Source organism: Nocardia sp. NPDC056064, from assembly GCF_042266925.1.
Classification (GTDB): domain Bacteria; phylum Actinomycetota; class Actinomycetes; order Mycobacteriales; family Mycobacteriaceae; genus Nocardia.
Genome location: NZ_JBHJWO010000001.1, coordinates 3585876 through 3599305, shown reverse-complemented (window position 1 = coordinate 3599305; position 13430 = coordinate 3585876). Strand labels below are relative to the sequence as shown.

Sequence of the window (13430 nt, the reverse complement as noted above, 5' to 3'; positions counted from 1 at the left end):
ACTGGGCGAGCACGGTCATACAACACGTCGAGCACAGAGAAGGTAGGAACAGTGGCAGCCAAGAGCAAGGGTGCACCCAACCTCTACGGATCCTTCATCCACTCCGCCCCCGGCGCGTTCCTGGCGAGCAAGCTGGGCCTGCCCCAGCCGGCCGAGCTGCGCCGCTACAAGGCCGGCGAGCCCGCACTGCCCGGCCCCGTCCTGCTGGGTGGCAAGGGTCGCCTCGCCGAGCCGGTCCGCGCCCTGCTGGCCGACGGCTACACCGTCGCCGATTCGCTCGACTCGGGCACCAAGTACGGCGCGCTGGTCTTCGACGCCACCGGCATCGACTCCATCGAGGGCCTGTCGCAGCTGTTCGAATTCTTCCAGCCCGCGATGCGTAACCTCGCACCTTCGGGGCGTGTCGTCGTGCTCGGCACCACCCCCGAGCTCGTCGGCTCGGTCGACGCGCAGATCGCCCAGCGCGCGCTCGAGGGCTTCAGCCGCTCGATCGCCAAGGAACTGCTCCGCGGCGCCACCGGCCAGCTGGTCTACGTGCACCCCGAGGCGGGCGCCGCCGCGACCGGCCTCGAGTCCACCCTGCGCTTCCTGCTCTCGGGCAAGTCGGCCTTCGTCGACGGCCAGGTGATCCGGGTCGGCAAGGACGATTCCACCGCCCCCGCCAGCTGGGACAAGCCCCTCGCGGGCAAGGTCGCCGTGGTCACCGGTGCCGCCCGCGGCATCGGCGCCACCATCGCCGAGGTCTTCGCCCGCGACGGCGCCACCGTCATCGTGGCCGACATCCCCGCCGCAGGCGAGGCCCTGTCCGAGACCGCCAACAAGGTCGGCGCCACCGCCCTGGCCCTCGACGTCACCGCCCCCGACGCCGCCGAGCGCCTGGCCGAGTTCGCCACCGAGCGTTTCGGCGGCATCGACATCGTCGTGCACAACGCCGGCATCACCCGCGACAAGCTGCTCGCCAACATGGACGAGGGTCGCTGGAACTCGGTCATCAACGTCAATCTCGCTGCCCCGCACCGCATCACCTCCGGCCTGGTCGCCAAGGGTGTGCTCAAGGAAGGCGGCCGCGTGATCGACGTGTCCTCCATCGCCGGCATCGCGGGCAACCGCGGCCAGACCAACTACGGCGCCTCCAAGGCCGGTGTCATCGGCATGGTCGACGCCGAGGCCCCGCTGCTGGCCGAGAAGGGCATCACCATCAACGCCGTGGCGCCGGGCTTCATCGAGACCGCCATGACCGCCGCCATCCCCGTCGGCACCCGCGAAGCCGGTCGCCTGATGAGCTCGCTGCTGCAGGGCGGCCAGACCGTCGACGTCGCCGAGACCATCGCCTACTTCGCCAGCCCGGCGTCGAACGCGGTGAGCGGCAACGTGGTTCGCGTCTGCGGTCAGAGCCTGATCGGCGCCTGATGACCCAGACCATCACCCTCGCCGAGGTTCCGAAGAACGGCGGGCTCTACGCGAAGGCGGCGCTGGGCGCCGTCCCGCTGCCGGGCCCGCTCTCGGGTCGCAAGCCGACCCTGCCCGACCGCCGCATCGTCCTCGACGGCTTCCAGGTCGATCCCGATCACCTGGCCGCCTACTGCCACGCGACCGGTCTGCGCTTCAGCGACACCCTGCCGCTGACCTACCCCTTCATCCTGTCGTTCCCGCTGATGATGGAACTGCTGGTGGCGCGGGACTTCCCGTTCACCGCGGTGGGTTCGGTGCATCTCGAGAACGTCATCGAGCGCACCCGCGAGATCTCCGTCGCCGAGCCGCTCGATTTCACCGCCCACATCGAGAACCTCCGGGAACACCCGAAGGGCCTGCTCATCGACGCGGTGACCGAGATCCGGGTGGGTCGTGAACTGGTCTGGCGCCAGGTCTCGACCATGCTGCACCAGCAGCGCACCTCGCTCTCCGGCGGCCCCAAGTCGGCACCCCCCGCCGACGAGGTCCCCCCGCCCCCGCTGCGCGTGCAGCGCGTCGATCAGAAGATCATCAACCGCTACGCCGCAGCCTCGGGCGACCGCAACCCGATCCACGTCTCCGGCCTGGGCGCCAAGGCCATGGGTTTCCCCCAGACCATCGCCCACGGCATGTGGTCGGCCGCCACCATCCTCGCCACCGTCGAGGGCCGAATTCCCGAAAAGACCACCTACGCGGTCAAATTCGGCAAGCCCATCTTCCTCCCGTCGTCGATCAACATCTACGCCGACCAGGCAGACACCGGCTGGGACCTCTCCATCCTCCACCCCAAAAAGGGCTTCCCCCACCTCACCGCCACCCTGCGCTGAGTTCGGGGCACCAGGGCCGCACATCCACCCGATGTGCGGCCCTGTTGTGTACCGGCGCCCCTCGCTCTAATGTCCTTTTGCCCGGGCACATTCGGCCCGGCAGGTTGCGAATGTTCGGGGGGACGCCGTGTCGGCGCCACAGGAATTCCAGTCGGCGCGTGCCGACTTCAGTACCGCCAACGGGATCTACTGCAGCATCTGCGGGGCAACACCCGCGATCCGCACACCGATCCGATCCCATCGCGGTGCCGTCATCGTCATGCAGTTCATCACCCGGCCGGGCCCGTACTGCCGCGACTGCGGCATCGCCACCTACCGCGATCTCACGGTCGAGAGCGCGCTGATGGGCTGGTACGGGCTGATTTCGGTGATCGTGAACCCGTTCATCATGTTGCAGAACATCGGCGCGGCCCGGCGGATCAACAAACTCCCACCGCCGATTCCCGGTGCCCCGCGCCCGCCGTTGAACCCCGGAAAGCCGTTGCTGCGCCGGGCGGGAATGCTCGGCGTCCTCATTCCCATCGTGCTGGGGACACTGCTGGCGGTGGGTCTCGTCCGCGCCGAAGCACGCTCGGCTAGCAGCGCGGAAATCGGTGACTGCGTGGTGAACCGCAACGGCAACAAGGTCGACGACGACCATCCCGACGTGGAGAAGATCTCCTGTGGCGATCCCGCGGCGATGGGCAAGATCATCGCCAAAGTCGCTGGTAGCAAGGGTTCGCTGTCCGCCGGCGAGCTCCAGTGCGCGAAGTATCCGACCACGGAATTCGTCTATGTCACCGAGGAATTCACGCTGTGCCTGGAGAGCCCGCGTTGACCCGACGTTAATAGCGTTATGGCCCAATCGTATTGGTCCGGTGATTCGTTACCGCTATTCGACGTGATATCAATCATGGTGTAGCAAGCCAGTTAGCTGGGAACTAACTTGGGTTGGGCGTCGATCGCCGACCGGCGCGGCGGGGACCTCTCTCGCGGGCCCACCTGCACTTCAGCAGAATGCATCGATCGCACTGCGGTGATAGCGGTATCGCACCGTCACCCGACCATCGGCGCAGTACCGGAAGTGGGCATCGATCTGAAATCCTCGATCAGGGTCCGACATCGCGCAATCTACCCGCAAATCTCCAGCTTACGTTCAGCGAATGCCCCCAAAACATACGGCTGGGTACGTACACAAGGCCCATGTTAGAAAAATTCAGGCCGACAAACAGTCGGCAAACATGGTTATTACCAAGGGGTTTCACTTCATGAAGAAGATCCGCACCGTCGGCCTCGGCATCGTCCTCGCGTCCGGCCTCGCCCTGTTCGGCACCGGCATCGCCAACGCCGCCCCGCAGGCCCCGGCCCCGTCCGCGTACTCGATCACCGACCCCAAGCCGGGCGAGCCCGCCGAGGAAGAGGCCACCACCGGTTCCGCCGACGGCCTGGCCGCCCTGCTGGAGGCCCTGGTCACCGGTTCAGCCGGTGGCGACGACGCGACCGACCCGACCGATCCGCCGGTCGAGACCACTGCCGGCGCGATCACCGACCCCAAGCCGGAGGAGCCCGTCGAGGAGCCGAGCACCGGTTCCGCTGACGGCCTGGCCGCCCTGCTCGAGGCCCTGGCGACCAGTTCGGCCGGTGGCGACGACGCGACCGACCCGACCGACCCGCCGGTCGAGACCACCGCCGGCGCCATCACCGACCCCAAGCCCGGCGAGCCCGCCGAGGAAGAGGCCACCACCGGTTCCGCCGACGGCCTGGCCGCCCTGCTCGAGGGCCTGCTGACCGGCTCCGCCGGCGAAGAGGACCCGGCCGAGACCGACTGATAGCAAGAGAGCGAAAGAGAATAATGCCCCGCCACCCAGGCGGGGCATTTCGCCGTTTCCACCGCCCCGGGATACCGGCCCCAACGCCACAAGCTACTGCGACGCAATCCGCTGGCCTACAAACCGCAGCAATAGCCTGCACCGGTAGCGATCGGCCCCTGAACCGAAAGCCACCGATGCAGAAGCTCCCGAATCACCTCCCGGATCGCCATCCCTCCACCGCCTGGACAGTCGCCATGGCAGTGACAACCGCCCCCGTCCTCGCCGCGACCCTCTGGGCGCTCTGGGCAGACGCGACAGCCTTCGAAGACCTCGAAACCCTCTTCGAGGCCAGCCTCATCTGCGCAATCCCCGTGACTATCTGGTCCCTCCTGGCATCCTTCGGCATCACCAAATACACAGCCTCGCTGCGCCCAACCGCCGCGGTCCCCCTCCTGATAGCCACAACCCTGACCCTGACCTGGCTCGACCTCCCCGGCCGAATCGGCTGGCAACTCTCCCGACCGGCCATGACCGCGGCAGCCGCGACCTGCGAAAAGACCACCACGACAACGACAATAGGCCTCTACCGCTTCCACTCCATCACGCCAGACCCCGACGGCACCTGCCGCTTCCGCCTCGCCCGCGACTACCCGATAGTCCGCACCGGCATCGTCTACCGACCTCACGGCGAAATCCCGAGCGGCATGATCGACAACACGTACTACGTACCCCTGGACGAATCCTGGTACTACTACCACTTCAACGAGTAACGATGATAGAAAAGGAACTCCGCCTGATCCTCTCCTTCCTGAGCGATGAATTGTACTGGGACTGGGCTGATGTGGTGCGAGGCCAGCTGAATTGCCAGCGGTTTCGAGAATAGAACCCAAATCTCACGGATCGAGCTGATCGACAATATCGAGAGTTGCTCGCACTGAGAACCCCTTACGGTAAACGATATGCGGAATATAAACGGCGTCGAGTTCGAAAGCGGAGACGACATGTACCTATTCTTGGCAGATGCATACGAAACAATATTCACAGTCACCGGCCATGGCGCCGATGTCTAGCTCCATGGCCGAGACCTACCGAAGTGACTGGTATTACGATGTGCCCCACCTCGACCGAGTACTGTGGCCGGTCCTAATTGTCCACTCCGTGGAGTTCGTCGACGAGATGTGGCGATACGGCCCCGAGATGTGTGAGGATATCGCGAGGAACCCTGACTACGGACAAATGATCCGCGAGGCCCTCGACTTCGTAATCACGCGCGGCACCACCACAGGGGAATGGCACTCACGCACGCATGTGTGGTTCGAACGCCAAGAAGACCTGGACGAGTACCTGCGTGCATTTTCACAATATCTATTCGGCGATCGTGACGAGCCCATCCCACCTCCGGACTATGACTGATCACGGAAGGTGTCCTGATCAGGCCGGAGGAGTATGCCGAGCCTTCAAGTAGTGAGTTGGACTGAGATCCACGGATTGCACATGGTGAGAGCAGTCTTTGATTTGTTTGCGATCTACCAATCTGCAACAGGTCTCGATATGCCGCAATCGGGTGGCGGCGAACGAAGTCGCATCGGCGTTTGACCTGCCACTGTTACAAAGTTCTTCTATGAGATAACTCATGTTCGCATCAACTGCTTGCTGAAGTATTGCGGTACCGGCGAGTTTGCATCATTTTGGTCTACTGACCGGTGTTTTGTTCAACGAGCTAATAAATTGCCGTGCCTGGTGGGAGCTGTCGAGATGGTATTGCCATGATGCCAACTCTCGGCCACTCAGAACCTGGCAACATCTCGGCATCTGAACAGCTAGATGGCCGAATTCGAGGCCGGCTCAAGTGCCATCGAGCGCGTGCTAGAACTTTCTCTGCTCGACCGGGCGGCGGATCCTGCGGTCGCCCAACGCGTTTCACCTGATGATTCTTTGTGCGAGAAATGGTGTGGAGGAAGCGTTGAAACGAACAGCGGCAATCGCGATGGCAGCGGCGGCGTGGTCGGTGATGGTGCTACCTGGGTTGGCCGGCGCCGACACGGGGAGCGGCGGTACCGGCAGTGGCGTGATCGACACCGGGAGTGGGATTCTCGGCGATCTGCTCGATACGGGCAGTGGGATCCTCGGCGGGAGTTCGAGTGGGTCCTCGGAGACTGTGCAGCCGTGCAACAGTTCGACGAAATCCGGCGGGGAAGGGGTGACGAACACCGTGCACCAGCTCGGCGTCACCGGGCCTACCTCGTTCGTGCTCTCGTACGAGACGCTGAACATCCCCGATCGCATCCAGGTCTTCTACGAGGGCGGCCAGGTGCTGGACACCGGCTATATCGGCGACAACATCAACCAGGGCACCGGCTCCGCGGTGGTCTCGCTCCCGTCCGGGTCGGCCACCACGGTGACCGTCCGCGTCAGCGGCCAGGACGACACCCAGTGGGAGTACACGGTCAACTGCCCGTCCTGATGGACGAGTGACGGATGCCCCGCCTGTCGGCGGTGCATTTCGTCGTTTCCGGGGACGTACTCAGCGCAGGTCAGCGCTGGACGGGACGACGACGGCGTAGAGGTCCGAGATTGTGGCGAGGGCGGCGGCGTGGAGTTGGGCTGCGGGGACCGTGGCGAGGGGGCGGGTGGCGCAGGCGTTGGCGATGACGGTGGGTTTGTTGCCACGGAGGAAGGCGCCTTCGGTGGTGAAGGTGACGCACATGTGGGTCATGAAGCCGGCGATGATGACGGATTCGTTGCCCGCAGCGTCGACGAGGGGGCCGAGGTCGGTGTCGACGAAGGAGTTGGGGGCGGTTTTGACGACGACTTGTTCGTCGGGGGTTGGGGCGACTGCGGGGTGGATGCGGCCGATGTCGGTGGTGATGTCGTAGGGGGTGTTCTTGCCGCCGTCGTGGATGACGTGGATGACGGTGGCGCCCGCGGCGCGGGCCTTGCCGAGGAGGTCGGCGGCGGCGTCGAGGGCGGGTTGCCAGCCGGTGAGTTCCATGACGCCCCGGGTGTAGGTGTTCTGGTAGTCGACGAGGATCAGGGTGGAGTCGGCGAGGGTGGCGGGGGTTTGGTCGAGGCCGTTGAGTTCGCGCAGGGTGGTGGAGGTCATGGGATTCACGGTATGGACCTGCGGAGATGTCGGCAATGTCATGTAACCTGCAGATTCGGACATGGAGGTGATGGTGCCGGATCGGCTGGTGGTGATCGTGCTGTTCGATCGGGTGGATCTGCTCGATGTGACCGGGCCGCCGGAGGTCTTCTCGCTGTTGCGGCGGGAGATGGAAGAGCCGACGGGCTATCAGGTGGTGCTGGCCGCGGAGTCGATGGCGCCGGTGACCACCTCGGCGGGAGTGCGGGTGCTGCCGGATGTGACGTTCGCGGAGCTGGCGGGGCGGCGGGTCGACACGGTGGTGGTGCCGGGGGCGGTGGAGACCGACGGGGATCGTCGGGTGCGGGCGGTGGTCGATCCGGGGGTGGTCGATGCGGTGGTGGAGCTGGCGAAGGATGCGCGGCGGGTGGCGTCGGTGTGCGTGGGGGCGCATATTCTCGCCGCGGCGGGGCTGCTCGATGGGAAGCGGGCGACGACGCATTGGTCGACGGCGAAGCAATTGGCGGAGGATCATCCGGCCGTTCGGGTGGATGCCGACCCCATCTACATCCGTGACGAAAACATCTGGACCGGAGCGGGTCTCACGGCCTGCCTGGATCTGACGCTGGCCCTGGTCGCCGAAGATTTCGGTGACGAACTGGCTCTGCGCGTGGCCCGGCAACTCGTGATGTATCTCAAAAGGCCCAGTGGGCAGAGTCAATTCAGTGTTTCGCTGGATCCGGTTTCGACGACTCGGCGTATCGATGAACTGCGCCATTACATCTCGCGCAATATCGCGAAGCCGCTGACGGTGACCGAGCTGGCCGAGCGGGCGCACGTGAGCGAGCGGCAGCTCACGCGGGTGTTCCGCACCGAGCTGGGGATGACGCCTGCGGCGTATGTGGAATCGGCGCGGGTGGAGGTGGCTCGGCATCGGCTCGAGACCAGTGACGAGACGTTGCCGCGGATCGCGGTGGCGTGCGGGTTCAATACCGTCGACACGCTGGCCCGTGCGTTCCGGCGCACCCTCGACACCACTCCGGCCGAATACCGCAATCGCTTCCGGATCGGCTGATCGCGGGGGCGAGGGCGCGCCGTAGGATGTGGCCCGTTCGGTGCTGTGGACGGTGAGTGGCAAGGGGTTCGGGCGTGGATGGATTGCAGTGGCCTACGTGGATTCTGATGACGATGCTGTCGGCCATGAACAGCGTGCTGTGGCTGTTGGTCAGCGGGTCGGGATAAGGCGGTATTGCCACCACGGGCGGGTGGGGAAGGCCGGGTCGTAGATTCGCAGCAGGAGACGGCGTTCCAGGCCGGTGCTGCGTTCGCGGACGCGGAGGTGGCGGCGGGAGACGTCCTGGGCGTTGGTGTCGGCGGCCCAGACCGGGTCCCAGTCGGGGGAGACGCTGCATGCCTCGGTGATGGCGGTGACGCGCTGGCTCGAGGCCAGGGGAGCGAGCATGCGGAAGGCATGCACCATGAGCTGGGCCTCGGTGGTCCAGTCGAGGTAGGCCTTTTTCGCGGCGGGGTTGAGGAACATCCACTCGAGCATGTTCACGCCCGCGCCGAGTCCCGGGAACAGGCGCTGGTATTCGCTGTTGGCGGCGAGCATGTCGAAGGTGGGGAAACGTAGGTAGCAGGCCGGGTGGTTGAGACTGGCCAGATCGGTCAGGTCCTCGGCCGTGGGGGTGGCGGGGACGGGGCCGGAATCGACTGTGGGCAAACCGAGTACGAGGATGTGCTTGCGATACCACAGCGGCACTTCGAGGCTGTCGAAAAGTCGTTGCAGCATAGCGGTATTGGGCACGAGGGTGCCGGATTCGATCTGGCTGATCAGCAACGGAGCCATCTGCGCCCGCATCGCCAGCTCCGAGCGCGCCAGGCCCGCGGCCATCCGGCGCTCCCGCAAATACACACTGAGCGCGGTACTGTCACCCATTCTGCAACCCCCGAGCCTCACCCCGACCGACGGTAGAACCCAGGGTACGCCGGGAAGATCACCGGGAGACGACAAACGGACCGGAGCTGAAACTCCGGTCCGCTGGCCCGGTCTCACGATGCATGCGGTCGTCCGTCCCACATCGCGGTGCGCGTATTCAGGGGCCAAGAAGTGCCAGCGGTACGACAGCGATTCCGTCAGGGCGACGGTATGCGTGTTCACCCGCGTAGACGACGGCCGCGTCGATGACATCGTCGCCGATGTGCTGTCGGAGCCAGTGCAGATGTTTGACATCGACATCGGTAACGCGATCCGCGAGTTTGACTTCGATCGGTAGTACGCGACCATCTGGACGTTGCACGACGATGTCGATCTCATGGTCTCCGTTGCGCGTGCGCAGGTGACCGACGTTCGCCTCGGCGGCCTGAGCGTAGGTTTGCACACTCATCGTGACGAGATGCTCGAAGAGTGCGCCGAGAACTGTGCCTTCGCGCAGTCGCCTACCCCCCTGCTCGGCGCGTAGCAGTGCCTTGTCATCGAGGCCGAGTAGCCGGGCGGCCAAAGCGGGGTCTGCCAGTTGATGTTTGGGCGCCTGTCCGAGCCGGTCGAGGTGGTTCCGGCTCGGAATCCAGGCCGGCACAGCATCGAGAAGCCACAGCGAGGCCAGAGCGTCGCGATACGCCAGCGTCGTTTCTTTCGCGGGTTTGCTCGGTAGTCCCGGTGTCGCGGCATCGAGAATCTTGGAGTATGCCGCCGTCGAGGAGGTCGCCGCCGCGTATGCCGCCAGCCAGGCGCGAAGGACCTCCGGTTTGCGTACCGGGTAGCCCTGTTCAGGGAACTCGCGCTGCACCACGTTGTCGAGGTAGGCATCCAGCTCGACTCGGCGAACCCGGCGGGGAAGTGGGCGGATCGCGGGAAACCCGGACGCGGTGATCTCCTCGACGTAGTCGGCGAGCCGTACTTCGGTGGAGCCATGGATGGTGCTCGCGCCGTCGAGGAGCTCGGACAGCCGCACCGTGCTGGTCTCGATGCCTCGCTCTGCGATGGTCAACGGGCGCATGCGCATCGGCACGATTCGTCCCGCTCCGGAATGCACGACCGCTCCCCGTGGAGCGGAACTGCCCGCGATGATGAAATGTCCCGGCGGTGACCCGGCATCGACGGCGCGCCGGATGTGGTCCCAGACCTCGGGCAGTCGCTGCCACTCGTCGACCAGTACAGGGCCCGCCACGCTCGTCAGGATCGATGGGTCGGCCTGGATCAGCTCGCGTTGTGCGGGCTGGCTGAGATCGAAGGTGTTCGCGGAACGTTGGAGGGCTGTCGCGGTCTTGCCGACGCCTTTCGGGCCGAAGATCGCGAGTGCCCGTAGGTGTGGTTGAAGTTCATCCAGGATGGGGTCAATGATCCGCTCGCGGTAGTCGACCATGTCGGTAGTCTACCGATTGCATGGCTTCTACTCTTCCGATAGCAGAATTTCTACTCTGCCATTCGCAGAATGGTCTCGCCCCCTCTTTTCTGCGGCTACCGGGTGAGTGGGTGGCCTGTCGACTGCTCTATCCGGCCTGGTCGGCCGGGATCGAGATGACGAACGGCCCGGAGCTCTGAGCTCCGGGCCGTTCGCGTCAGGAAAGGGGTTGGGCCGTCAACCTCAGAAGGCGGCTTCGTCCAGGTCCATGATGTCGTTGTCTAGGTTGGCCAGGATGGCGCGGGTCGCGGTCAGCTCCGGCAGGATGTTGCGGGCGAAGAACTGCGCGGTGGCGACCTTGCCGGTGTAGAAGGCGACGTCGGTGCCGGTGGCGCCGTTGTCCAGGGCCGCCAGGGCGATCTCGGCCTGCTGCAGCAGCTGCCAGCCGATGAACAGGTCACCGACCGCCATCAGGAAGCGGACCGAGCCCAGGCCGACCTTGTACAGCTCGGTCGGCTGCTCCTGGGCGCCCATGAGGTGGCCGGTCAGGGTGGCGGCCATGGTCTGGACGTCCTCGAGGGCGGTGGCGAGCAGCTTGCGCTCGCCCTTGATGCGCTCGTTGGCCGAGTCGGCGTCGATGAACTTCTGGATCTGGCCTGCCACGTGGGCCAGGGCCACGCCGCGGTCGCGGGCGATCTTGCGGAAGAAGAAGTCCTGGGCCTGGATGGCGGTGGTGCCCTCGTAGAGGGAGTCGATCTTCGCGTCGCGGATGTACTGCTCGATCGGGTAGTCCTGCAGGAAGCCGGAGCCACCGAAGGTCTGCAGCGAGTCGGTCAGGTACTGGTAGGCGCGCTCGGAGCCGACACCCTTGACGATCGGCAGCAGCAGGTCGTTCACGCGGAACGCGACGTCGGAGTCCGCACCCGAGACCGCGGCGGCGATCTCTTCGTTCTGGTGGGCGGCGGTGTAGAGGTAGATCGCGCGCAGGCCCTCGGCGTACGCCTTCTGGGTGGCCAGCGAACGACGCACGTCGGGGTGGTGGGTGATGGTGACGCGCGGCGCGGTCTTGTCCGCGATCTGGGTCAGGTCGGCACCCTGGACGCGGGTCTTGGCGTACTCCAGCGCGTTCAGGTAACCGGTCGACAGGGTCGCGATGGCCTTGGTGCCCACCATCATGCGAGCGTTCTCGATGACGTCGAACATCTGCGCGATGCCGTTGTGCACCTCGCCGACCAGCCAGCCCTTGGCGGGCACGCCGTGGCCGCCGAAGGTGACCTCACAGGTGGCCGAGGCCTTGATGCCCATCTTGTGCTCGACGTTGGTGACGAACACACCGTTGCGGTCGCCGAAGGTCTCGGTCTCGAAGTCGAAGTGGGTCTTCGGGACGTAGAACAGCGACAGGCCCTTGGTGCCCGGACCGGCGCCCTCGGGGCGGGCCAGCACCAGGTGCATGATGTTCTCGAACAGGTCGTCGGAGTCACCCGAGGTGATGAAGCGCTTGACGCCCTCGATGTGCCAGGTGCCGTCTTCCTGCTTGATCGCCTTGGTGCGGCCCGCGCCGACGTCGGAGCCCGCGTCGGGCTCGGTCAGCACCATGGTGGCACCCCAGTTGCGCTGGGCGATCTTGGCGGCCCAGCCCTTCTGCTCCTCGGTGCCGTTGTTGAAGAACACCTGGGCGAAGCCGGCGCCCGCGGCGTACATCTGGATCGGCGGGTTGGCGCCGAGCACCATCTCGCCCAGGGCCCAGGTGATGGCCGACGGGGCGTTCAGGCCGCCGAGCTCCTCGACGACGCCGACCTTGGCCCACTCGCCGTCCTCGAGCGCCTTGTAGGACTTCTTGAAGGACTCGGGCAGGGTGACCGTGTGGGTGTTCGGGTCGAAGGTGGGCGGGTTGCGGTCCGCGTCGGCGAACGACTCGGCCAGCGGGCCCTCGGCCAGGCGGCGGACCTCGGAGAGCATCTCCTTCACGGTGTCGGTGTCGAGATCACCGAAGGTGCCCGCGTCCAGGAGCTTGTCGATGCCGAGAACCTCGAAGAGGTTGAACTCGAGGTCGCGAACGTTTGCCTTGTAGTGGCCCATGTGAGTACTCACTCTCCGTTGAGTTCTGGTGCGGTCGGTTGTGCGCCGTTCCCGCCCGTTGTGACGTCCACCGGGTAGCCTTCCGGTTTTCCGCATGCTACTCGCGGGTAACTTATGCACCATATTACCGGTGGGTAATGCCCACGGCAAAGGGGTGGGCGGCAATGTGACCGGAAAAACACGCCTGGCTGTGGCGCGGTTGCTCGCAGTGTGCGTGCGGCTACGGTGAGGTGTGCGCATCGAGACCTCAGCGGGGCAGGCCGAGATCGAGCTCGACGAGCCGGACGTCCCGGCCTTCCTGCTGCTGCTCACCCACGGGGCCGGTGGCGGCGTCGACGCGAAAGACATTCTCGCAGTAAGGGATTCGGCGCTCGAAGCCGGTGGGGTGGTGGCGCGGGTGGTGCAGCCGTATCGCGCGGCGGGCCGCCGAGCGCCGGGGAACGCCGACAAGCAGGACGAGGCGTGGCTCGAGCTCGTGGCGGCCTTGCGGGCGCGCTACCCGGGTTTGCCGCTGGTTCAGGGGGGTCGCAGCAATGGGGCCCGGGTGGCGTGTCGGACCGCGGTGGCGGCGGGCGCGCGCGGGGTGATCGCGCTGTCGTTCCCCTTGCATCCGCCCGGGAAACCGGAGAAGAGCCGCCGCGACGAGCTGCTCGCACCGGGGGAGATCGAGGTCGTGGTCGTCAACGGGGGCAGCGATCCGTTCGGCATCCCCGAACCCGCCGATGTCGCCGACCTGGTGGTCATCCCCAAGCAGCCCCACTCGTTCCGCACCGGCTTCGACACCATCGCCGCCGCCGTCACTCCGTGGTTCGCCCGCTGGGCACACCTGGACGACTGATCACCACCTCTGGTGGCG

13 protein-coding genes are annotated in these 13430 nt (G+C 65.7%); 9 read left to right on the top strand and 4 right to left on the bottom strand.

What is annotated here, in order from left to right:
* Window positions 1–51 precede the first annotated feature (51 nt).
* The 7 genes from ACFC06_RS16655 (at window position 52) to ACFC06_RS16625 (ending at window position 6533) form a co-directional block, all read left to right on the top strand.
* Window positions 52–1410 (top strand): 3-oxoacyl-ACP reductase, encoded by a 1359-nt coding sequence (locus tag ACFC06_RS16655; RefSeq protein WP_375931448.1) that lies wholly within the window; start codon window positions 52–54, stop codon window positions 1408–1410.
* Complete coding sequence (locus ACFC06_RS16650; protein WP_375931445.1) at window positions 1410–2279, top strand: MaoC family dehydratase; 870 nt, start codon at window positions 1410–1412, stop codon at window positions 2277–2279. Before ACFC06_RS16655 ends, ACFC06_RS16650 begins: the two co-directional genes overlap by 1 nt.
* A 259-nt stretch (window positions 2280–2538) precedes the next feature.
* A complete protein-coding gene (locus ACFC06_RS16645; protein WP_375931442.1) occupies window positions 2539–3096 on the top strand; it encodes a hypothetical protein in 558 nt (185 codons plus the stop codon).
* A gap of 430 nt (window positions 3097–3526) precedes the next feature.
* Complete coding sequence (locus ACFC06_RS16640; protein ID WP_375931439.1) at window positions 3527–4087, top strand: hypothetical protein; 561 nt, start codon at window positions 3527–3529, stop codon at window positions 4085–4087.
* Window positions 4088–4323: 236 nt separating this feature from the next.
* Window positions 4324–4839 (top strand): hypothetical protein, encoded by a 516-nt coding sequence (locus ACFC06_RS16635; RefSeq protein ID WP_375931436.1) that lies wholly within the window; start codon window positions 4324–4326, stop codon window positions 4837–4839.
* A 388-nt stretch (window positions 4840–5227) separates the two neighbouring features.
* Window positions 5228–5482: a hypothetical protein gene (locus ACFC06_RS16630; protein ID WP_375931433.1), complete on the top strand. Its 255-nt coding sequence runs from the start codon at window positions 5228–5230 to the stop codon at window positions 5480–5482.
* 787 nt (window positions 5483–6269) lie between these two features.
* The gene (locus ACFC06_RS16625; protein ID WP_375931430.1) at window positions 6270–6533 is read left to right on the top strand and encodes a hypothetical protein; all 264 of its coding nucleotides are present in this window, start codon (window positions 6270–6272) and stop codon (window positions 6531–6533) included.
* Window positions 6534–6593: 60 nt separating this feature from the next.
* On the opposite strand, the gene ACFC06_RS16620 is transcribed toward ACFC06_RS16625, so the two are convergent.
* The gene (locus tag ACFC06_RS16620; protein ID WP_375931427.1) at window positions 6594–7172 is read right to left on the bottom strand and encodes a cysteine hydrolase family protein; all 579 of its coding nucleotides are present in this window, start codon (window positions 7170–7172) and stop codon (window positions 6594–6596) included.
* 61 nt (window positions 7173–7233) lie between these two features.
* Between ACFC06_RS16620 and ACFC06_RS16615 the strand changes: the two genes are divergently transcribed.
* The gene (locus ACFC06_RS16615) at window positions 7234–8226 is read left to right on the top strand and encodes a GlxA family transcriptional regulator (protein WP_375931424.1); all 993 of its coding nucleotides are present in this window, start codon (window positions 7234–7236) and stop codon (window positions 8224–8226) included.
* A 150-nt stretch (window positions 8227–8376) separates the two neighbouring features.
* Here ACFC06_RS16615 and ACFC06_RS16610 read toward each other — a convergent pair whose 3' ends face one another.
* The 3 genes from ACFC06_RS16610 to ACFC06_RS16600 form a co-directional block, all read right to left on the bottom strand.
* On the bottom strand, window positions 8377–9090 hold the full coding sequence (locus tag ACFC06_RS16610) for a helix-turn-helix domain-containing protein (protein ID WP_375931421.1): 714 nt from the start codon (window positions 9088–9090) through the stop codon (window positions 8377–8379).
* Window positions 9091–9247: 157 nt separating this feature from the next.
* A complete protein-coding gene (locus tag ACFC06_RS16605; RefSeq protein WP_375931418.1) occupies window positions 9248–10516 on the bottom strand; it encodes an ATP-binding protein in 1269 nt (422 codons plus the stop codon).
* A 222-nt stretch (window positions 10517–10738) separates the two neighbouring features.
* Window positions 10739–12574, bottom strand: a complete 1836-nt coding sequence (locus ACFC06_RS16600) for an acyl-CoA dehydrogenase (protein WP_375935532.1) — start codon at window positions 12572–12574, stop codon at window positions 10739–10741.
* Window positions 12575–12806: 232 nt separating this feature from the next.
* Between ACFC06_RS16600 and ACFC06_RS16595 the strand changes: the two genes are divergently transcribed.
* Window positions 12807–13412, top strand: a complete 606-nt coding sequence (locus ACFC06_RS16595; RefSeq protein WP_375931415.1) for an alpha/beta family hydrolase — start codon at window positions 12807–12809, stop codon at window positions 13410–13412.
* Window positions 13413–13430 lie beyond the last annotated feature (18 nt).

Coding starts and splice junctions, on each gene's coding strand:
- ACFC06_RS16650 (WP_375931445.1), top strand. CDS start 1,410: ATGACCCAGACCATCACCCTCGCCGAGGTTCCGAAGAACGGCGGGCTC.
- ACFC06_RS16645 (WP_375931442.1), top strand. CDS start 2,539: ATGCAGTTCATCACCCGGCCGGGCCCGTACTGCCGCGACTGCGGCATC.
- ACFC06_RS16640 (WP_375931439.1), top strand. CDS start 3,527: ATGAAGAAGATCCGCACCGTCGGCCTCGGCATCGTCCTCGCGTCCGGC.
- ACFC06_RS16635 (WP_375931436.1), top strand. CDS start 4,324: ATGGCAGTGACAACCGCCCCCGTCCTCGCCGCGACCCTCTGGGCGCTC.
- ACFC06_RS16620 (WP_375931427.1), bottom strand. CDS start 7,172: ATGACCTCCACCACCCTGCGCGAACTCAACGGCCTCGACCAAACCCCC.
- ACFC06_RS16615 (WP_375931424.1), top strand. CDS start 7,234: ATGGAGGTGATGGTGCCGGATCGGCTGGTGGTGATCGTGCTGTTCGAT.
- ACFC06_RS16610 (WP_375931421.1), bottom strand. CDS start 9,090: ATGGGTGACAGTACCGCGCTCAGTGTGTATTTGCGGGAGCGCCGGATG.
- ACFC06_RS16605 (WP_375931418.1), bottom strand. CDS start 10,516: ATGGTCGACTACCGCGAGCGGATCATTGACCCCATCCTGGATGAACTT.
- ACFC06_RS16600 (WP_375935532.1), bottom strand. CDS start 12,574: ATGGGCCACTACAAGGCAAACGTTCGCGACCTCGAGTTCAACCTCTTC.